This is a genomic window from Avibacterium sp. 21-595, assembly GCF_023611905.1.
GTDB lineage: Bacteria > Pseudomonadota > Gammaproteobacteria > Enterobacterales > Pasteurellaceae > Avibacterium.
Genome location: NZ_CP091455.1, coordinates 324153 through 345478 on the forward strand (window position 1 = coordinate 324153; position 21326 = coordinate 345478).

Below are 21326 nucleotides of genomic sequence, written 5' to 3' on the forward strand. Positions count from 1 at the left end.
TTTACGAGCAATAATAAATAAGTTACAATAATCCGTATTTTATAGCACCTTGCTAAATAAGCAAATTATTCACGGATTTTTATTTATGGCACACATTACTTTAGAAGCAGACGTTCAGCCAAATCAAATGGGACAACGTTTAGACCAAAGTTTAGCGGAAATGTTCCCTGACTATTCTCGTTCACGGTTAAAAACTTGGATCGAAAGCGATCTGGTGAAAGTAAATGACGAAGTGGTCAATGTGCCACGCAGTAAAGTGTATGGTGGCGAACACATTTCTATTACCGTAGAAGTCGAAGATGAAACTCGCTTTGAGCCAGAAGCTATTCCGTTAAATATAGTGTATGAAGATGATGATATTTTGGTCATTAATAAACCGAAAGATTTGGTTGTACACCCCGGCGCGGGCAATTCTAACGGAACGGTTTTAAATGCGTTACTTTATCATTATCCTGCCATTGCAGAAGTGCCAAGAGCGGGCATTGTTCACCGTTTAGACAAAGACACCACCGGCTTAATGGTGGTGGCAAAAACCATACCAGCGCAAACTAAATTGGTGCGAGATCTGCAAAAACGCAAAATCACCCGTGAATATGAAGCCATTGCTTACGGCATTATGACCCAAGGCGGCACCGTGGACGAACCAATGGCGCGCCACCCAACCAAACGTACTCATATGGCGGTTCACCCAATGGGTAAGCCCGCGGTAACGCATTATCGCATTATGGAACGTTTCCGTAATTACACGCGTCTGCGCCTACGCCTTGAAACTGGGCGAACTCACCAAATTCGCGTGCATATGGCGCATATCGCCCACCCATTATTAGGCGATCAAACTTACGGCGGACGCCCACGCCCACCGAAAAATGCCAGCGAGGAATTACTCACCACCTTGCGTGATTTCAAACGCCAAGCCTTGCACGCCATAATGTTACGCTTAGAACACCCAATCACAGGGAAATTAATGGAATGGTACGCCCCATTACCAGAGGATTTTGTTGGCTTAGTGAATGCCTTAAAAGCGGATTACCTTGCTCATAAAGATGAATTGGATTACTAAAATGGACGCACTCAAACCAAACTGGGCAGCCCCAGCCAATATCCACGCTAACACCACCTTACGTCAAGGTGGTGTTAGCCAAGCGCCTTATGATAGTTTTAATCTCGGCGATCACGTTGGTGATGATAAAAGTGCGGTAAAAAATAACCGCACTTTATTGGTGGAACGTTTTCATTTACCGCAGTTTCCGCTTTTCCTAAATCAAACTCACAGCACAAGGGTGATCCGCTTGCCTTATGAGGGCAACAATTTAGATGCCGATGCGGTTTACACCAACCAACCGAACCAAGTTTGCCTTGTAATGACTGCAGATTGCCTGCCTGTCTTGTTTACCAATCAACAAGGCACGGAAGTCGCCGCCGCACACGCTGGCTGGCGTGGCTTATGTGATGGCGTGTTAGAACAAACGGTGCAACAATTCCAAGCTGAACCACAAGAGATTATCGCGTGGCTTGGGCCGGCTATCGGGCCAAAATCATTCCAAGTGGGGGAAGATGTTCGCCAACAATTTATCGCGCAAGATCCCAATGCCGCACAAGCCTTTGTGCCAGATCCCAACGAGCAAGGTAAATACCTTGCCGATCTTTATCAGATCGCGCGCTTACGCCTTAACAAACTAGGCATTTCGCAGATTAGTGGGGGCGAATATTGCACTTATCTTGAAAAAGACAACTTTTTCTCTTACCGCCGAGATCAACAAACGGGGCGAATGGCCTCATTAATTTGGTTTGAATAGATAAATTGGGCGTAATGCCCAATTTTTTATGATAGACGATAAGGTAATTCAACGAGATTTAATCGGGTTTCTGAACCTGAAAGGCGAAATTTCGTGCTTGCTTCAAACTGATTATTCATTACCACCTGCAACCATAAAATGCCCTCAAAATGCACTGCGCTGAGAATAACGCCCGTTTTACGCCAGCCATTTTCCAATTCCATTTCAATTTCTGAACCAAGCTGAACGGGAGCATCAGTTTGTGTGTTCAGTAGGAACATTGCACGTTTGTTAATGCCACGATATTTCGCTCGTGCCACGGTTTCTTGCCCGATATAACAACCTTTTTGGAACGAAATCGCCTGCTCAATACATTGTAAATTTAACGCTTGTGGAATAAATTCATTTTGGCTTTCAGGCGATAAAATAGGGTAGCCTGCTTGCATTTCAGCCAGCTCCCATTGGGCTATTGAACCAGTAAAATCAATCTGTTGTACGTGCTTATTTAATAATATGGCTCGTTCAGATTGCCCTATTTCCACGCAAAAATCCGCAGAAATTGCACCGCACTTTGCTTTATCCAGCACACCAATAATTTGCCAATCTTGTTCACTAAATACCACTTTGGAAAAGACCGCATATTTTTTCAGATTATCCAATGCGGAAGGTAATAAGCTGTGGCGAACAATCAGGTAAAACTGTTCGGCATTTTCGCGCAACAGACGAAAAATACTGCTCATTTTGCCTTTAGGATCACAATGCGCAGTCAGCGTGGATTGTCCATTAGCCAGTCCGTTTACATCGCAAGTGAGCTGACCTTGCAGAAATTTTTCTGCTTCCAAGCCTTGTACGGAAATAACACGATATTGTAAAAGATTGATGATTGCCATAATTATTCCAAATTCTGAATTTGTTCACGCATTTGCTCAATAAGCACTTTTAATTCCACCGCTGAATTGGTGATTTCGGCGTTGATGGATTTTGAAGCGAGCGTGTTACTTTCACGATTGAGTTCTTGCATCATAAAATCGAGCTTACGTCCTACCGCCCCGCCTTTTTGTAAAATACGCTGCGTTTCTTTCACGTGTAGCTGTAAACGATCTAACTCTTCTGCCACATCAATACGTTGTGCTAACAACACCATTTCTTGTTCTAGGCGTTGCGGATCGGCTTGTAATTGTAATTCCTCAAAACGCTGCTGCAGACGCTCACGTTGCCATTGTAAAATCGCCGGCATTTTTGACCGCACTTTATCGCTTTCACTCGCGATTGCGGTTAAACGTTGTTGAATTAATTCATTTAATTTCGCCCCTTCACGTCCTCGCATCGCAATAAATTCTTCTAAGGCGAGATCAAACCCTGCGAGCAACGCTTGGCCAATGCGATCCAAATCTTGCTCTGGGGTTTCCACGACACCGGGATAGCGTAAAACATCGGTGAGATTGATTTCCCCCTCACCGGCTTGTTGCTTAATCCATTGTAACGATTCAATCACTTGCAATGCGAATGGTTGGTTTAAATTAAGGCTAGCATTGGCTTGTGGCGTGCTTTCAAAACGCAGGCTACACTCCACCTTACCGCGGGTTAAACGCTGGCGTAATTTTTCTCGCAAGGTGTTTTCTAAGCCACGAAATGGTTCTGGTAAGCGGAAGAAGGTTTCCAAATAACGCTGATTAACGGAACGAATTTCCCAAACTGCACTGCCCCAATCTTGCTTGATCTCATAACGGGCGAAAGCCGTCATACTATAAATCATAATAAATCCTTAATGTGCGCTAAAAATTGCCGTCTATTCTACCGTTAAATTTCTCATCTGTCAGTTTGCGTGTTAGAATGAGCGCCATTTTATGAATGAGTAAGGAATTTCCAATGCGTCCGAATGATCGCCCATTAAATCAACCACGTCCAATTAAAATCACCCGTCATTTCACGAAATATGCTGAAGGTTCTGTGCTGGTAGAATTTGGGGAAACCAAAGTGCTTTGCACCGCAACTGTGGAAGATTCTGTTCCTCGTTTTTTAAAAGGGCAGAATCAAGGTTGGGTTACCGCAGAATATGGTATGTTGCCGCGCTCCACGCATAGTCGTATGCAACGTGAGGCAGCAAAAGGCAAACAAGGCGGACGCACGATGGAAATTCAGCGTTTAATTGCCCGTTCTTTGCGTGCAATGGTGGATCTCAATGCGCTTGGTGAGCGTTCAATCACACTTGATTGTGATGTGATTCAAGCTGATGGCGGTACGCGTACGGCGTCGATTACAGGGGCTTGCGTTGCTTTAATTGATGCCATCAATGGTTTACTGGAAAAAGGCGTATTGAAAACCAACCCGATTAAAGGCCTTGTCGCCGCTATCTCGGTTGGGATTGTGGAAGGTGAAGCAGTGTGCGATTTGGAATATGTGGAAGACAGTAACGCAGAAACCGATATGAATGTGGTGATGACTGACGATGGGAGAATGATCGAAGTGCAAGGCACCGCAGAGGGAGAACCCTTTTCTCACCAAGAATTATTAACCCTATTAGATCTTGCTAAACAAGGCTGTGAAGTGATTTTCAACGCCCAACGCGAGGCATTACAACATTCTTAATTCATCGCCTTAATCATAAGGGAGTGCAAATGCAAGGCTATAAAATTGACTTTATCAAATTCGCGCTAAGTCGTAATGTGCTAAAATTTGGCGAGTTTACCTTGAAATCTGGGCGTATTAGCCCTTATTTCTTCAATGCAGGGTTATTTCATACAGGGGCAGATTTAGCACGGTTAGGGGAGTTTTATGCCGCTGCGATTGAAGCCAGTGGCTTAGCCTATGATGTGATTTTTGGCCCCGCTTACAAAGGCATTCCAATTGGCACAACCCTGTCTGTGGCATTGTTTAAGCAATATGGCATTGATAAGCCCGTGTGTTTTAATCGTAAAGAAGCGAAAGATCACGGCGAAGGGGGCAATTTAATTGGTAGCCCATTGCGCGGTAATGTGCTATTAGTGGACGATGTCATCACCGCTGGCACAGCAATTCGTGAGGCGATGGATCTCATTAGACAAAATCAAGCAAAATTAAGTGCGGTGGTGATTGCCTTAAACCGTAAAGAACGTGGTAAAGGCGAACTTTCTGCGATTCAGGAAGTGGAACGAGATTATCAATGCAACGTGCTGTCGATTATTGATTTTGACGATTTAATGCAATTTATTGAGCAAGAGGCAGATTATCAACAATATTTGCCCGCAATGCGTGCGTATCGTGAACAATATGGTGTGTAAATCTCGCTAAAAAAGCACCGCACTTTATTATTCAAATTGGAGAACAGAATGAGTTTTATTGGAAAGTTATTAGGTTTTTTTATTGGCTACCGTTTTGGCGGCTTTTTTGGTGGGCTTTGTGGTGCTTATTTAGGACATTTAGCCGATAAAAAATTATACGAACTGGGTAGTGTCAATTCGAGTTTTTTTAAACGCAAAGAAACCCGCCAATCCTTGTTTATGCAGACCACATTTGCCGTGCTTGGGCATTTATCTAAATCCAAAGGACGGGTTACGCAAGATGATATCGCCCTTGCGAACAATCTAATGAATCAAATGAATTTAGATGATAAAGGGCGTAAGTTAGCGCAAGACGCCTTTAATCGGGGTAAAGATCCTAATTTCCCATTACGCCAAGTCATTCGTGAATTTTGCACCGCTTGTGGACAGCGTAATGATTTATTAAGAATGTTTTTACGCATTCAATTACAAGCCGCATTTGCCGATGATCACTTACACGAAAATGAAAAAGACGTTCTCCAAGTGGTGGCAGAAGAATTGGGCTTATCCAGTTTCCAATTCCAACAAATTTTAATGGCAGAAATTGCCGCGCGCCAATTTAGCCGTGGTGGATTTTATTATGAATATAACGGCTCACAACAGGGAGACTCTCAGCAAGAGGGGTATCAACAGGGCAGTTATGGCTATCAAGGACAACGCTCTGGCCCAACCTTGCAAGATGCTTATAATGTGCTTGGCGTAAGTGAAAGTGATGATCGTTCCACAGTCAAACGTGCTTACCGCCGTTTAATGAATGAAAATCATCCCGATAAATTAGTCGCCAAAGGGTTACCAGAAGAAATGCTTGAAATGGCGAAAGAGAAAACCCAACAAATTCAAGCCGCTTATGATCTGATTTGTAAGGCGAAGGGCTGGAAATAAGCCTTTCTTAATTGCTGAATTTTTTACTATTGTGCTGAAGAAACAAAGTGCGGTGAAAAATTCAGCATTTTTTTATTTTTCATCAAACTAATAGCCTAATAACGAGTAAAAATGCGAGTTTTTTTAGCACCAATGCAGGGCGTGCTTGATCCGCTTGTGCGGCAACTTCTGACTGAAATTAATGACTATGATCTCTGCGTATCAGAATTTGTGCGTGTGGTGGATCAACGTTTACCTGAAAAAACATTCTATCGCCTCTGCCCAGAATTAAAGCAAGGTGGGCGCACCTCAGCGGGGACACCTGTCCGAGTGCAATTACTCGGACAACATCCTCAATGGCTCGCAGAAAATGCCATATTGGCAACAGAATTAGGATCGCACGGCATTGATTTTAACTGTGGTTGCCCTTCTAAAACCGTTAATGGTAGCCACGGCGGAGCAGCATTGCTGAAACAACCTGAATTGATTTACCAAGCCACTAAAGCCTTACGCGAAGCATTACCGAAAGAACAAGTGGTGAGCGTTAAAGTACGCTTGGGGTGGGATAGCGATGCGCACGCCTTTGACATTGCTGATGCGGTACAACAAGGCGGTGGCACAGAAATCACCATTCACGGACGCACCAAAACCGATGGTTACCGTGCAGAAAAAATCAACTGGCAGAAAATTGCTGAAATTCGCCAGCGTTTAACCATTCCAGTGATCGCAAATGGTGAAATTTGGGACTGGCAAGATGCACAAGATTGCCTTGCTATAACAGGTTGCCAAGATGTGATGATAGGACGTGGCGCATTAACCATTCCAAATTTAAGCCGAGTGGTGAAGTTTAATCACGCTAAATTAGATTGGGAAACAGGTGTTATGCCTTTGCTACACCATTATGCTCATATTGAAAACCTACAAGATACCGGCTTTTATCATATTGCCCGCACCAAGCAATGGTTACAATATCTGAAAAAATCTTACCCGCAAGCCAGTGTGCTGTTTGAGTATATTAAAACCTGTCAAACGGCAGAAGCATTACGCGAAAGGTTAGATCAAATAAAGTAAGTCGTTTGTACTTTGCGTTACATCACCAACATCATCCCATTTATCGTCATTTCAAATAAAAAATAATACGGCGTTACCCGCTCTCTTATGTGCTACCTGTACACCACGGTTGTTGTCGTATTGTCTTATTTTCATTTTAAACGATCATATCATTAGAAGTGCATTCTAAAATTGGCGCGGTGTCTTTGTCATTGAATAAGGTTTTTATTGTGTCAATCACTTACGATATTTGGGGATATCACTATTTGGTACGCTAACGACTTCATAGTCTAACAATCCTAAAATCTGGCAAAACTTGGTTAAATGGTTTAGGAATATTTTACTTATTGTCAAGTAATTTTCCTTATATTGTAGGCAATTTTGTCTATTTTAACCCCATTATTCTGGGATACACCCTAGAAAAATTTACGTTGCGGGGTAAAAATGCTTGAAAGTCCCACCGCACTATTAAAAATAGGCAAGGCTAATAAAGCAAAAATCCTCCTAGGCAAGGAGGATTTTTATCCGTGAAGGTTAAACGCCTAAGTCACGTCTAAGCCGCATCTAAGCCCAACACTTTTCGTCCATTGATACTGGCAATGTTTACCATCGCCTCTAAATCAGGGAAACGGCAACCTGCGGCAAGTAGGCTAAGTTCCTGCCACATATCGCCCTCACATAGTGGCACCATATAATCGCAAATGTTATCTGTACCAATGGCAACGGTGATGTTTTCTGGGATCATCTCATCAACGGGGGTGAGGGCATTGTGGAAGGGCATTAAATCTTCTTTACGATTACTGTCAATCCACGCCATTGGGCAGGCGATCATCATCATTTGGGCTTGGCGCATTTTCTCGTAAAGTTTGTAGCGATATTCGCGTGAATGTGCGCCAATGGAAATACCGTGAATGGCAACCACGCGCCCTTCCATACCGTGTTCAATGGTTTTATCACAGAGTTGCTCTGTTTCTTTTTCTTTCGGGGTGTTAAATTGATCAACGTGGACGTGGCACATAATGCCGAGCGATTTGGCTTTATCAAGCAAAATATCCATCGCCTCAAGACCGCGTCCGTAATCTAGTTCATCGCGATAAGGCAAGCCACCAATCATATCGACCATTTCTGCACCAATATCAAACCATTTTTTAGCGGTGGGTTCGATCACGCCTTTTAGGGTTTGATTAGCGAATTTTAAAGTGATGTCGTGTTTATACACATCACGCGCTTTATGCGCGGCGATGATGGCACGATCTTCACAAATGGGATCGATATCCACAAAAGTACCAAACGCGGTTACCCCTTGCGAGATCATTAATTCAATGGCTTGGCAAAAGCGGGCGTAGTAATCATCTACGGTGGAGGTGCGTTTTACTTCGTCCACTAAATCCCATTTTTGTTGCAAATTACTGCTGTGGTAAATACCGATTTTTTCTGGCGTCATTGTGAACGCACGGTCAGCGTGAGCGTGTGAATTGACCCAGCCGCCTTTTTTGATAATTTCGTCTCGAATATAGGTTTTAAAGCTACGAACGTGATTACGCATAATTTTCTCCGTAATAATGAAAGCGAGGCGGACAATAGGCTAGAGATGAAAAAATCCCAATACAGTGGGATCGTGTTATTAAGAGAAAATTGCTTTGCGCTCAAGTGATGAGCCTCTTGATTTGTGGTGTGTGGTGTAATGTTATGAAAAATTCGCAGATTTTTACTTAATAACATTCTATTTTGTCCAGATGAATTTGAATAATAAAAAAGGCGAAATGCCTTTACTGGGGCGATAGTATAAGCGCTTCAATAGTAAAAATATAATTGGTTTTAACTATTGGTTGCTTAATTTGTCTTCCTTTTATTTTTCAAAAAAAGCATTATCTTGATTAAATACCTCTAAGAACAAACCAAGCGGTGGCGTGCGTGAGGTGGTTTTTTGGTAAGTGCGGTCGTATTCTTGGTAGTTTCCACGGCGATCAAGATGATATTGTGTGCCATCAGCGGTAACAATCACATTCCAACGATAATTTCCTGCCTGTACCCAACTGCGGCGTAATGCGGGGTTAAACAAATCCATTCCCTGCGCATAATCAGAGGCAGGATTTTGCACGCCAAATAAATGTGTCATTAATGTAGGCAAAATATCTGTGTGGCTAGTGAGTTTTTTTACCTGCCCTTGTTCTAACCCTTGCCACGCAATAATCAGCGGGACGTGAATTTCTTCTGGTGCGAAATAATTACTTTGCTGTTTTTCACTTAATGAGGTGAAATGATAGCCTTCTTCAGCGGTAATTAAAATAAGGGTGTCGTGGCGATTGACTTCGCGTAATACGCCATCTAGCAAGCCATCTAATTCATTCAGTTGAAGCGCATAGGCTGTCTCATTTAACCCTTGCGGAATGGTCAGGCTCAAATAGCTGAAATAAGGTTTTTCTGTATTGTGTTTTGCATACCAATTATGCCATTGTTGCACGCTTGTTCGGTTGCTATGGACATTGTGATCTAATTTTTGTTGATTAAACAAATTCTGGCTTAACAAACTGGCGTGAAAGCCATCGCTGGAAAATAATCCCAGTTGATAAGCAAATTTTTCTTGCTTGAGCGTGCTAATTAGCACGGATGGCGTTTTGTTGCTTAATAAGCTATCGGTATAATTCGCCGTCAATCCGTAGAACAAGCCCGTTAAGGCGGTGTTATTGTTATTGCCCGTGCTGTAATGATTGAGATATTGCGTTGCTTGCTCAGCAAAGGCGCTCAGCTGTGGCATTTTTTCAGCACTAATTGCATCATAACGTAGTCCAGATACGGTAATGATCAGAATATTGCTTGGATTAACTGGGGCAAAGCGCAATGGCGATTTAGGATAATCGATCTTTAAGGCTTCAGGTCGTCCCTCTTGTTCTAAGGTTTGACTATATTGATTTTTATCTAAGAAACCGTGCTTTTCTAAGAAAGAGCGCGCAGTCATCGGGTAAGAAAGCGGAAAATTAGATTTTTGCATCGTGATCGGACGATAGATAAATGCATCTGCCCAAGCATAAATTAAGTGGGTGGCAATAAAGGTACAAACAAAGAATACCCCCACGCCTTTAAGCCATTTTTGCCGTTCAAGGCTACGCAATTTTTCCCAAGACCAGCGAGAAAACAGCATTTGAATCAATAAGATAATCGGCATCGGCACGAAGAACAGTTGCCAGTTGCGGGAAAGCTCACCATTGTCTGGATTTACCAATAAATTCCACACGAGTGAAGAAAGGTGAAAATTAAAGCGCGCAAAAACTTCTGTATCCACTAATAATAGGGTTGCCCCAATGGTGGTGAGAATCACACTTAGCCCACGGAAAGTGCGGTTGTTTTTTACAATAAAACTGAGCGGAAAAATAATCAGCAAATACAAGGCAAACACAATAAAACTAAAATGCCCTAATAAACTGATGAAAAAATACAGTTTGCCAAAAAGCGTGTCTGGCCAATCGATCAAAAAGGCATAACGTGCGCCAATCACAATTGCCCAAAGGATATTAAAAAAAGCAAACCAATGCCCCCAAGCGATTTTTCGCGAGGTGTTTTCACGATATTGTTTGCTTGTTTTAATGCCAAACATCGTATTATTTTTGCTCTTTGATAGAACTCATTAACGCATCAGAAAAGGCCTGCGCTAGCGCGATACGTCGCTGTTGCCCCATATTATGGGTAAGTACATTGGTCACCATATTACCCAGTACAACCAAGGATAAATCTACCGGCGTTTGATGTTTTTCAAACACGGCAATCAGTTCATTTAATAAGGTATCAACGTGTTTATCTTGGAATTTTGATTGTTTCGCCATAATGAATATTGTTGTTAAATTTGAAGGCTGAGAATAATTTTGCGTATGCTAGCATATTTTCGCCGAAAGTGCGGTTATAATATCGTACAAATTTATTTTTATAAATATGGATTAAAAAATGAGTATTACGGTTAAGCAAATTGTGTTGCACCAATTGGTAAAACACCAACAAGAAGACGCCATTCAACTTGATGTGCAACTGCGTAATGAACGGTTGCCAATTAGCCCTGAAGTAGAACAAATGATGCTGCATTTACATCAAGGTTATCAAAATAAAGCAAAAGCCTATGGTGTATTTGAAGAAGCCTCAGAATTTGCCCAAAATCTTAATCGTTTTCTTGAAAATGACTTAGATTTTCTGCCTTTTAGTCACCAATCTGCACAAAAGCTTGCACAGGAATTAGGGAAATATAACTTTGCAGATAGTGGTACATTCGTGTTGTGTCAATACAATTTTTTAGCGACGGATTATTTGTTTATCGCCTTGCTAGACAGCCGCGCCAGTATGTTGGTGGATGAAAACCTAGAAATTCATCGTACGCAATATTTGGATCTTACTCAATTTGATATTGCCGCACGCATTAACCTGACGGATTTGCATATTGATGCCAGTTCTAACCGCTATCTCACCTTTATTAAAGGCAAAGTCGGGCGGAAAATTGCCGACTTTTTTATGGATTTCTTACAGGCAGAAGAAGGGCTAAATCCACAACTGCAAAATCAATGTTTATTGCAAGCAGTGAACGATTATTGCGAGCAAGGTGAGTTAAATAATGAGCAATCCCAAGCGGTGAAAAAGCAAGTGTTTGAGTATTGCAAAGGGCAAATGAGTGCAGGCGAAGAAATTGAATTGCGGGAACTTTCCGACAGTCTGCCTACTCTAAATGAACAGTCTTTTGTGGATTTTACGCAAACGCAAGATTATGGCTTGGAGGAACATATTCCCCCAGTCCGTTCTGCTTTGAAAGGCTTAACCAAGTTTTCTGGCTCAGGCAAAGGGGTAACCATTAGCTTTGACGCAGAGCTGATTAACCAACGTGTCATCTGGGATGAAATGGGTGATACGCTCACCATTAAAGGGCTGCCACCGAATTTGCGTGATCAACTACAACGTTGGCTAAAAGGCGCGAATTAATTTGGCAATAGGACGAAGTTTAGGTATTATCCCCCAATTATTAAAGAATAAAAGGTAACCAATATGCAGTTAAAAACTCTTATTACCGCGGCAATGTTAGCATTCAGCGTAACGGCCTGTTCCACCGTAAGCAAAGTGGTCTATCGTATTGATGTGCCACAAGGAAATTACCTTGAGGCTGCCACGGTAGATCAAGTCAAAGTGGGAATGAATAAGCAACAAGTACAATACTTATTAGGGACGCCGGTGTTAATCGATCCATTTAGCAATAATACTTGGTATTATGTTTTCATTATCCAAAAGGCTTACCAAGCACCGGAACAACATACCTTTATCGTAAACTTTGATAAACAAGGTGTGGTCACTCACCTTGATTTAGATAAACCGTTGCCAACAGCGGGAGAAAAAGAAATCAATAATGTGGTGATTGACGCGCCAGAAAGCCAACACAAACACTGGTGGCAGTTCTGGAAATAAAAACTCGGCAAAATAACACCGCACTTCATTATAAGGACCAAACGCAATGGCTAAATTATTATTAGTGGACGATGATATTGAACTTGTGGAACTTCTGGCGGAATTACTTCAGCTAGAAGGCTTTGAAGTAGATACCGCAAACAATGGTAAAAAAGCCTTAGACAAATTGGATAACAGCTATCACCTTGTTTTATTGGATATAATGATGCCCGTGTTAAACGGCATTGAAACCCTAAAACAAATTAGGCAGCATTTCACTACCCCCGTAATGATGCTCACAGCACGAGGCGATGAAATTGATCGCGTTATCGGCTTAGAGTTAGGTGCAGATGATTATTTACCAAAGCCGTTCAATGATCGTGAATTAGTGGCAAGAATTAAGGCCATTTTACGCCGTACTGAACTGGTAAATTTCGTGAATGAAAGCAAACCAGAAGAAAATCAACAAATTGAATTTTGTGGTCTCACGCTTTATCCCGGACGTCAGCAAGTGCTTTATGAGGATAAAAATCTCGAACTTACCGGCACAGAATTTGCTTTATTACAAACCCTTATCGCAAATCCGGGGCAAATTCTTTCTCGTGAGCATTTGAGTATGGAAATCCTAGGTAAACCGCTGACACCGTTTGATCGTGCTATTGATATGCATATGTCAAATCTAAGGAAAAAACTCCCACCACGAAATGACGATTCGCCTTGGTTCAAAACCTTGCGAGGCAAAGGCTATCTTCTTGTTGCCTCGAAATAACTTCAAGCAAAATGAAATTAACGTTTCTTAATACCTTATCAATGCGAATTTTTGCCTTATTCTGGCTTGCCTTTGCGCTTCTCCTCGCATTGATTTTTTTACTGCCTTATTTTGATGCGCGTATTTACACGGAACTTGGCAATGAAGAAGTTTCGGGTTATTACGGTGAAATCGCCACCGCCATTCGGAATAAACAACTGGCGCATATTATTTCTGGCGTGCCAGTTATCCCTATGGACAAATTTGACGACATTCACCCTGTTTTGGCAGATAAAAATGGCAATATTCTTGGCGCAAGAAAGGAAGAAATTGCCTCTATTCAGCAATTTATGTACCACACCGTAAGCACATTAAAACCGCTGAAAAAAAACTTTTATGATATTCAGATTGCCGGGCCTTTTACCGTACACCTCAATTTAGACAATGATGTGCCTTATACCCTCTATTTTGTCAGCCGTGTTAATCCGCAAAAAGAAGTTCTGTCTTATATTTTTGACCGCCCTTATATTCTCATTTTATTTATTATGTTAATTTCCACCCCGTTACTTTGGTGGCTTTCACGAAGTATTGGGCGACCGTTGAGACATTTACAGCAAGCGGCAAATGCCGTTGCTTTAGGCAATTTTAAAGTGGATAAATCCCTTGAAACGCAAGGCACTATTGAGTTACGTCAAGTGGGGCAAAGTTTCAATCGAATGACGATTGCCTTAGACGATCAACTTTCTAATCAACAAACCCTACTTTCCTCTATTTCACACGAACTAAGAACACCGCTTACCCGCTTGCAACTGGCGCTAGCCTTATTACGTCGCCGAATCAATAGCAGCGCAGAAATTGCCCGCATCGAAAAAGAAGCGGTACGTCTTGATGAAATGATTAATGATCTGCTGTTACTTTCACGTCAGCAGCTAAATAGCCATATTCTACGAGAAATTTTCCCCATCACTGAAATTTGGCACGATATTATTAAAGATAGCCGTTTTGAAGCGGAACAGAAAAAATTATCCTTCAAAGTCAAACAACTGATTCATAAGCCGAGCCAATATTACCTCAATGGAAATAAAGGGTTAATTTGCAGTGCCATTGAAAATATCTTACGCAATGCGTTGAAATATACGCACGCTAAAATTGAAGCAACAATCTTTATTGAAGAGAATGCAATGGTGATTGCCATTGATGATAACGGCGCGGGTATTCCAGCCAATGAATATGAAAATATTTTCAAGCCATTTTATCGCATTGATGAAGCCAGAACCCGCGAAACCGGGGGAACAGGGCTGGGGCTTGCGATTGTCGCTAATGTTATCCGTGAACATCAAGGAAAAGTATGGGCGGAACCAAGCCACCTTGGTGGCTTGCGTGTTGTGATCAAACTGCCGTTATGGATTTCTCAATAAATGTTCTTTAGCACTTTTGTATGCCATAAATTTCAGAAATAAAAATTCTAAAATTTTCAACCGCACTAATTAGTTTGCATAATTTGATTTATCGTAAGAAAAATAAGTGCGGTGCTTTTTTGTAAAGTATTGAAGAAAGAGAGCGGATCTTTTACCGCTCTTTGTTGCGTGATTTTATGCCCCTTTATGCTGAAAATACAGCACGGTGGCGGCCACACGAGAGTGAACATTGAGTTTGCGTAATAAGTTACGGATATGCACTTTTACGGTTTCTTCTGAAATAAAGAGTTGTGCGGCAATCTGTTTATTGGATAAGCCCGTTGCAATCAGGCGTAGCACATCCATTTCTCGGTCCGTAAGGGTGTAAATCGGATCTTGTTCGGGGCGTTGTTCTAGTAGTAAATCTTTAATTGAATCGCTTAAAATCACTTCTCCTTGAGCAATACGTTTAATTTGCCCAAGTAACAGATCGGGTTCGGTATCTTTTAATAAATAGCCGTCTGCACCCGCATCAATCAGCGTGAAAACATCATTTTTGGCATCGGAAACGGTAAGAATAACAATGCGAGCATCGACATTTTCTTCACGTAATGCCTTGAGCGTGTCTAACCCTGATAGCCCTTTCATATTCAAATCAAGCACAATTAAATCTGGTGAGGTTTGTAAGGCAAGGTTAATTCCTTCTGCACCACTGCCGGCATCCCCAACGATTTCAAATGTTTCATCTAATTCCAATAATTGTTTTATGCCACGACGCATCAGTGGGTGATCGTCAATCAGCAACACTTTCATTGTATCCAACATAAGTTTCCCCTAGTTATGATGACACCAAACGACTATAAAATGGGACAATTTTGACGCCACTTTCGCTTGGTAATAATTGATAAAATTGTGGATAGTTAAAATTTCGTTGCACAATTTTATACGGATTATTATTTCCCTCCAAGCCTGCTGATTGATAAATATGATTTATCTCATGAATTTTCTGTTCTTTTTCGCCTTCACAGTTACGATAAATCTCAATTCGGTTAGCTTCGTCTAAAATATAGACATTAAATGTCTTATCCAAGTTATTTTCAAAGAAAAATTGTAAAAAACCTTCGCTGGCAAAGGCGTCAATTTCATAGGGGTATGTTTTGTGCTTGTGGTTTTCCTCTTTATTGTCGATGACTTCTTGTACCTCTACATTGAAATCCTCGTTACTAATCAAAGGTGGGGTGTGGATTTCTTGCAAGCTAATGCCGCGTTCTTCAAAGAAAAATTGCCAGTTTTTTCCTGCAACACGCAATAAATTATTTTGTGGCACATCACTGACACCGACTTGGATATTGATACATTTGTTGATTAATGCGGTAACAATATTTCGTAAGGTTTTTTGATAATATTTGCTATAACAGAATACATTTACGCTTTGTGGCGAGGTGGAACCACGATAAATTTTGTTAGAAAGCACTTTTAATGCCAATAAAATGGCATTTGGCCCTTCAAAATGCAGGGTACGAATTTCATTCCATAAATTGCGATAAGTTAAATCAATACTTCCTACTAGGCTTTCTTCATCAGGTCCAAAACTAAATAAATCATTGGCGACGATGGTGGTTTTTGCCTCAGATAAATGTGCCGTTGGGTCTTTGGTGAGATTAATGGAAACGACTAAGCTTTTTATTTCGCAGTTATGATTTAATTCCTCATTACTTGCCGCGGCCACCACTGTGGGCAGAGATAAACGTAAATCGGTAACGAATTGCCTTAATTTTGCAAGCGTTACATTTGGGCTAAAGATGTGTAATTCTGTTTTTGGGGTCAGTAAACGGTTGAAATATGCCCAAGAAACCAATTTATTGAGATTTTCGCTATATTCTATGTAGCGTGGCTGTTCAAATCCTTGGACATCAGGCGTTTGGTTTACTAAGTACCAACCTGCTTTGAAATGACGGTTGTTTTTGACTTCAATAAAGGTAATGTTTTTTTCCGATAAATCAGAAGAAATCATTGCATTGAGTAAGGTGATTTTACCCGGCAATTCTTCAAATGCCGTATAAAGTTTACGAGTTAAAATGCTAATATCTTGCGGCATTATGCTGGAATTTACCTTATATTTGCGGGCAAATTGTACTAAATGCCGATAACTAAACATTAAGAATTTAATTAAGTTATTATGGCTTTCTTTTACGCGTTTTATTTTCCAACAGGCGCGCTGATTTAGCTCTTGTACCAATTCTTTTGACCAGCCCCACGTTTTGGCTAGGTTCTGTAATTGGGCTAAACGCCAACTGTGTTTGGGAACATTATGGCTGTATTCATTGGCTTTAATATAAAAGCAACGGCGAACAAATTCTAAGCGACGTAAATCGTTGAGTCCGATTAAATAATTGGTTACTCGCTCAAGCATTGTAAGATAAGGATCAAAGTGATGTTTTTTATCGCCATTCAGTAAGCGCGCTTTAAATTCTTGGGCGATCAGGTAAGTGCCTGGGTAATCCGCGGAATAGGTTTCTAGCAGCAAAATTTTTAACACAGATTTGTAAGGTGAATCAATCCCTTTGTAGAGTTGCCACAAACTCGCACCAAAATATTCATTGGCAGAAAATGCCCCTAAGCCACCAAAATCCACCCAATCATTAGGATCGATACGTTTTTCTTTGATTAAACGTGCCACTTCTTGTTCATAGTCTTTTTCATTTTCTACGGGCAGATGTAGCCATAATAAGGGTTTCCCGGCAAGGCGAATGGCGGAGCGGTAAAATTCATCTAGCAATAGCATATATTGTGCCGAACCACAATTTTCTGCCGTTAACGGATCCGCGTAACGAAAACAGCGGAAGCGGTTTTGATCCATTAAATATAAGTTAATTTCCACCCCTAAGGTTAATGCCCATTGCTGTAAGGCGTCCATTTTTTGGCTTAATAAATGGCGATCTTCTGGGCTAATTTGTGGGTGGTGACAAACCCAAATATCCAAGTCTGAAGCTGATGTTTGGCTAATTGAAGCGATGCTGCCCATTACATACACGCCAAGCACGGGAAAGAAAGTGCGGTGAGAAAATGGCGAATTTTCGATTTCTTGCTCACTTAACTCAAAATGCGCGGAAAGATAGGCTTGTTGATAATCCGATAAAACAAAATCAACAATCCCTGCTGGGGCATTTTTGATATAGCCCGGCAGCGTGTGATGATTGAGGTGCAATAACAAGGTAATCGTTTGAAAAACTTGACTAAATTGAGCTGAACTGCCTGAAATTGCGCGTTCAAAACGTAATTTGTCGAGATATTCCACTTGTTGTTTCGCACTATTAATATCGTAATTCAATTTATATCCTAGGAAAGAGGGAGTGATAAATGAACAATTTCCTCGAATTTCATACAAAGAAATTGAAGTATTACTCTATCATTTGCCTTATCGGAAAGCAAAAAAATTAAATGAAAACTGACATTTTGAGGCAACAATGATAGGATAAGCCCTAATGTTTCTACGCTTATTTTTTGCATAATGATGACAAAAAAACTAATCAAAATCGCAACCCGCCGTAGTCCTTTAGCATTATGGCAAGCGAATTATATTAAAGATCGTTTAACGCAATTATATCCCGCACTTTGTGTTGAGCTTGTGCCAATGGTAACCAAAGGCGATGTAATTTTAGATACGCCACTGGCGAAAATTGGCGGAAAAGGCTTATTTGTCAAAGAATTAGAAAATGCCCTATTAAAGGGCGAAGCCGATATTGCCGTGCATTCAATGAAAGATGTGCCAATGCAATTCCCACAAGGCTTAGGGTTAAGTGTTATTTGCCAACGTGAAGATCCCCGTGATGCCTTTGTGTCAAATTCTTACCGCACTTTAGAGGAATTACCTGCGGGTGCTGTGGTGGGGACATCAAGTTTACGCCGTCAATGTCAGCTTAATGCGTTACGGCCTGATTTGACCATTCAATCTTTACGAGGAAATGTGGGGACACGGTTAAGTAAATTAGACAATGGTGATTATGATGCGATTATTCTTGCTTCAGCGGGATTAATTCGTTTAGGAATGGCAGAGCGTATTGCCTCTTTCATTGATACGGAAATTTCCTTACCCGCAGCAGGGCAAGGGGCAGTTGGCATTGAATGCCGTGTTGATGATGTAGAAGTGCAAACCCTGTTAGCACCACTTGCCGATCCAGAAACTACTGCCTGTGTGTTAGCTGAGCGAGCGATGAATAATCACCTACAAGGTGGTTGTCAAGTGCCAATCGGGGGGTATGCGGTGATTTCTGATAATCAGCTTTATCTTAAAGCGTTAGTGGGGAAAACAGATGGGAGTGAAATTATCCGTGCAGAAGGTAAAAGTGCGGTGGAAAATGCGCAAGAATTAGGTATTCAAGTCGCAGAAAGCTTATTAAAACAAGGGGCAGATAACATTTTACAAGCCCTTGGTGTGTAATTATTCACCTTTACAACGATAAGGAAAACCCAATGGCAGTGTTGGTTACGCGCCCTGATGAAAAGGGCAAACAACTGGTGGAAATGTTGGCAAAGGCAGGCATCGCAGCCATTCATTTTCCGCTCTTTTCTATTCAAGCCGGACGTGAGCTTAATGATTTGCCCTCTCAGCTCAATCAACTCAATGCGGGGGATTATGTTTTCGTGGTATCGCAAAATGCGGTAACTTATAGCGCTGAAAGCCTTAAACAAGCTGGCTTTCAATGGCGGGCAGATTTACAGTATTTTACCGTTGGACAGCGAACCGCACAGGCATTTTGTAGTCAAACAGAACAGTGTATTCATTATCCTTTTCAGCAAGAAACAAGTGAAGGTCTGCTTTCTTTATCAGCAATGAAAAACGTGCAAGATAAAACCATTTTGATTTTACGGGGTAATGGTGGGCGAGCTTTTTTTGCAGAGCAAGCCAGCGTGCGAGGGGCTAAAATTAAAACTCTGGAATGTTATCAGCGACAGCCCTTAGTTTATGACCCTTTAGAACAAATCAGTATGTTTAAGCGAGCTGGCATTACAACAATCATTGCGACCAGCAAAGAAATTTTGCGTTTATTGCTAGATTTTGTCCCCAAAAATGAACATAATTGGCTAAAGTCTTGCCACTTAATAACGGTAAGTGAACGAATTCAACGCGTTGCCTTTGAAATGGGCTGGGAAAAGGTGAGTCTTTCACCACGAGCAGATAATGCAACCTTGTGCGATACTTTATTGCAATTTAACGAGTTTTAATAATCATAAGGAATAAATTATGGCTAAACATCACGCAAAAAAAACAGATAAAACCCCTGCTGTGGAAAGCACAGCACAATCTGTCGAACCTGTGGAAAATTCCCTTCAAATTGAAAATTCTGAACAAGAAAATGAAGTGGTGAAAAACGAGCAAGCCCCCCCTGAACCGACAAAGGAAGAACCTATGCAACCATCACCAGAAAAAGTTACAACGGACAATGAACCAGCTAAACCAGAAACCGTGATTGTTAAAAAAGGCGGTACAGGTGTGGCGATTTTAGCGTTATTAGTTGCATTGGGTTTAGGAGGTGCGGGTTATTATTTTGCAGAGCAACATCTAACCAGTGTACAAGCAAGATTAACGGCGTTGGAAGCACAAAAACCACTCTCAACCCATAGCCAAACTTTCACTGACGCTGACTTAAGTGCATTAAAACAAGATCAAAGCAAAATCGCTCAGCTTGCACAAACAAGCCAATCTACCAATGAAAAATTAATCGCATTAGAAAAAATGGTAGAAATTAAGGAACAGCAAATCTCCGCCTTACAAAATCAAGTAAATACATTAAGTAATGCGCAAAAAGCGGCGCAGCCAAATGATTGGTTGCTGTCCGAAGCTGATTTCTTATTAAACAACGCATTACGCAAATTGGTATTAGATAATGATGTGGATACCGCAATTTCTTTATTAAAAGTAGCGGATGAAACCTTAAGTAAAGTCTCTGACCCACGCGTGATCAATGTTCGTAGCGCAATTAATAGCGATTTAAAACAGTTGCTTTCAGTCAATAACATTGATCAAAATGCCATTATGCAGCACCTGTCTCAGCTTGCGAATAATGTTGATGAACTGAGCGTACTCAATGTGAATTTCGATGAACCCAATGAAAATAATGATAAATTGAGTGGCTCTTGGGACGATTGGAAAGAAAATGCAGAAAAAAGTGCCACTTCTTTTTTAAATCATTTTATTCGTATTACGCCAAAAAATGCGGATAACAAAGCATTGTTAGCACCTAATCAAGATATTTACCTGCGTGAAAATATCCGTTTGCGTTTACAGTTAGCGATTATGGCAGTACCACGTCAGCAAAATGATTTATATAAACAATCTCTAGAAACCGTGGCCTCTTGGGTAAGAAGTTATTTTGATACCAATACTGAAGTGGTACAAAATTTTCTTAAAGAAGTGGATGAGTTGGCGGAACAGTCTATTTATGTTGATGTGCCAACGCAGTTAACTAGTTTAAATTTATTAGATAAATTGCTTAATAAGCCTTCGCAAGAGGTGCAAAAAATTGAGCTTTCCGTAGATAAAGAGGTGGCGAAAGAAAATGCGCAGGATGCCAAAGGGGAAAGCGCGCAAGGTAGCAACACAACAGAAAATGCCGCGCCAGCACAACAGGTTTCAGCGGTGAATGCAGAAAGCAATGCGACGCAAAGCGATGAAAATCAAAGTGAAAAGCCGAGTGAAAACCAAACTGCCGTGGAAAACCAAAGTGCGGTGGAAAATGCAGACAAATCTGAGCAAAACCAAGCACAACAACAGTAGAGGAAA

The 21326-nt window shown here is 41.3% G+C and carries 20 protein-coding genes; 13 read left to right on the forward strand and 7 right to left on the reverse strand.

What is annotated here, in order from left to right:
* The first annotated feature begins 85 nt into the window (after positions 1-85).
* Both rluD and pgeF read left to right on the forward strand, forming a co-directional pair.
* The gene (gene rluD, locus L4F92_RS01465) at positions 86-1060 is read left to right on the forward strand and encodes a 23S rRNA pseudouridine(1911/1915/1917) synthase RluD (protein ID WP_250363939.1); all 975 of its coding nucleotides are present in this window, start codon (positions 86-88) and stop codon (positions 1058-1060) included.
* Position 1061: 1 nt separating this feature from the next.
* Complete coding sequence (pgeF, locus tag L4F92_RS01470; protein WP_250363940.1) at positions 1062-1796, forward strand: peptidoglycan editing factor PgeF; 735 nt, start codon at positions 1062-1064, stop codon at positions 1794-1796.
* A gap of 26 nt (positions 1797-1822) precedes the next feature.
* Here pgeF and ygfZ read toward each other — a convergent pair whose 3' ends face one another.
* On the reverse strand, positions 1823-2668 hold the full coding sequence (ygfZ, locus tag L4F92_RS01475; protein ID WP_250364527.1) for a CAF17-like 4Fe-4S cluster assembly/insertion protein YgfZ: 846 nt from the start codon (positions 2666-2668) through the stop codon (positions 1823-1825).
* Positions 2668-3531 carry a YicC/YloC family endoribonuclease gene (locus L4F92_RS01480; protein WP_250363941.1) on the reverse strand — a complete coding sequence of 288 codons (864 nt, stop codon included), beginning with the start codon at positions 3529-3531 and terminating at the stop codon, positions 2668-2670. The genes ygfZ and L4F92_RS01480 overlap by 1 nt, the downstream gene beginning before the upstream one ends.
* Positions 3532-3644: 113 nt before the next feature.
* Between L4F92_RS01480 and rph the strand changes: the two genes are divergently transcribed.
* From rph to dusC, 4 genes are all read left to right on the forward strand, one after another.
* Positions 3645-4364 carry a ribonuclease PH gene (rph, locus tag L4F92_RS01485; protein ID WP_250351426.1) on the forward strand — a complete coding sequence of 240 codons (720 nt, stop codon included), beginning with the start codon at positions 3645-3647 and terminating at the stop codon, positions 4362-4364.
* A 29-nt stretch (positions 4365-4393) separates the two neighbouring features.
* Positions 4394-5035: an orotate phosphoribosyltransferase gene (gene pyrE / locus L4F92_RS01490; protein WP_250363942.1), complete on the forward strand. Its 642-nt coding sequence runs from the start codon at positions 4394-4396 to the stop codon at positions 5033-5035.
* Positions 5036-5083: 48 nt separating this feature from the next.
* Entirely contained in the window at positions 5084-5956 is an 873-nt protein-coding gene (gene djlA / locus L4F92_RS01495) for a co-chaperone DjlA (RefSeq protein WP_250351428.1), read from the forward strand.
* 111 nt (positions 5957-6067) lie between these two features.
* A complete protein-coding gene (dusC, locus tag L4F92_RS01500) occupies positions 6068-7006 on the forward strand; it encodes a tRNA dihydrouridine(16) synthase DusC (RefSeq protein WP_250363943.1) in 939 nt (312 codons plus the stop codon).
* Positions 7007-7538: 532 nt separating this feature from the next.
* Here the strand turns inward: dusC and L4F92_RS01505 are convergent.
* From L4F92_RS01505 to L4F92_RS01515, 3 genes are all read right to left on the reverse strand, one after another.
* Positions 7539-8531, reverse strand: a complete 993-nt coding sequence (locus L4F92_RS01505; RefSeq protein WP_250351095.1) for an amidohydrolase family protein — start codon at positions 8529-8531, stop codon at positions 7539-7541.
* A gap of 303 nt (positions 8532-8834) precedes the next feature.
* Positions 8835-10580, reverse strand: coding sequence for a DUF3413 domain-containing protein (locus L4F92_RS01510; RefSeq protein WP_250363944.1), 1746 nt, complete (start codon positions 10578-10580; stop codon positions 8835-8837).
* Between the two features lie 4 nt (positions 10581-10584).
* Complete coding sequence (locus L4F92_RS01515; protein ID WP_250363945.1) at positions 10585-10806, reverse strand: YejL family protein; 222 nt, start codon at positions 10804-10806, stop codon at positions 10585-10587.
* A 118-nt stretch (positions 10807-10924) separates the two neighbouring features.
* On the opposite strand from L4F92_RS01515, the gene yejK reads away from it, so the two are divergent.
* The 4 genes from yejK to cpxA all read left to right on the forward strand — a co-directional run bounded on the left by yejK (position 10925) and on the right by cpxA (position 14563).
* Positions 10925-11941: a nucleoid-associated protein YejK gene (gene yejK, locus L4F92_RS01520; RefSeq protein WP_250363946.1), complete on the forward strand. Its 1017-nt coding sequence runs from the start codon at positions 10925-10927 to the stop codon at positions 11939-11941.
* Between the two features lie 63 nt (positions 11942-12004).
* Positions 12005-12418, forward strand: coding sequence for an outer membrane protein assembly factor BamE (gene bamE / locus L4F92_RS01525; RefSeq protein WP_250363947.1), 414 nt, complete (start codon positions 12005-12007; stop codon positions 12416-12418).
* Positions 12419-12464: 46 nt separating this feature from the next.
* Positions 12465-13166: an envelope stress response regulator transcription factor CpxR gene (cpxR, locus tag L4F92_RS01530; RefSeq protein ID WP_250363948.1), complete on the forward strand. Its 702-nt coding sequence runs from the start codon at positions 12465-12467 to the stop codon at positions 13164-13166.
* An 11-nt stretch (positions 13167-13177) separates the two neighbouring features.
* Entirely contained in the window at positions 13178-14563 is a 1386-nt protein-coding gene (gene cpxA, locus L4F92_RS01535; protein WP_250363949.1) for an envelope stress sensor histidine kinase CpxA, read from the forward strand.
* A gap of 174 nt (positions 14564-14737) precedes the next feature.
* Here cpxA and narL read toward each other — a convergent pair whose 3' ends face one another.
* Positions 14738-15367, reverse strand: a complete 630-nt coding sequence (narL, locus tag L4F92_RS01540) for a two-component system response regulator NarL (RefSeq protein WP_250351088.1) — start codon at positions 15365-15367, stop codon at positions 14738-14740.
* Positions 15368-15380: 13 nt separating this feature from the next.
* A complete protein-coding gene (locus tag L4F92_RS01545; protein ID WP_250363950.1) occupies positions 15381-17873 on the reverse strand; it encodes a class I adenylate cyclase in 2493 nt (830 codons plus the stop codon).
* A gap of 183 nt (positions 17874-18056) precedes the next feature.
* Between L4F92_RS01545 and hemC the strand changes: the two genes are divergently transcribed.
* Genes hemC through L4F92_RS01560 form a run of 3 tightly spaced genes read left to right on the forward strand, consistent with a single transcriptional unit; the run spans position 18057 to position 21320 of the window.
* A complete protein-coding gene (gene hemC, locus L4F92_RS01550) occupies positions 18057-18983 on the forward strand; it encodes a hydroxymethylbilane synthase (protein ID WP_250363951.1) in 927 nt (308 codons plus the stop codon).
* Between the two features lie 32 nt (positions 18984-19015).
* The gene (locus L4F92_RS01555) at positions 19016-19768 is read left to right on the forward strand and encodes a uroporphyrinogen-III synthase (RefSeq protein ID WP_250351086.1); all 753 of its coding nucleotides are present in this window, start codon (positions 19016-19018) and stop codon (positions 19766-19768) included.
* Between the two features lie 19 nt (positions 19769-19787).
* Positions 19788-21320: a uroporphyrinogen-III C-methyltransferase gene (locus L4F92_RS01560; RefSeq protein ID WP_250363952.1), complete on the forward strand. Its 1533-nt coding sequence runs from the start codon at positions 19788-19790 to the stop codon at positions 21318-21320.
* Positions 21321-21326 lie beyond the last annotated feature (6 nt).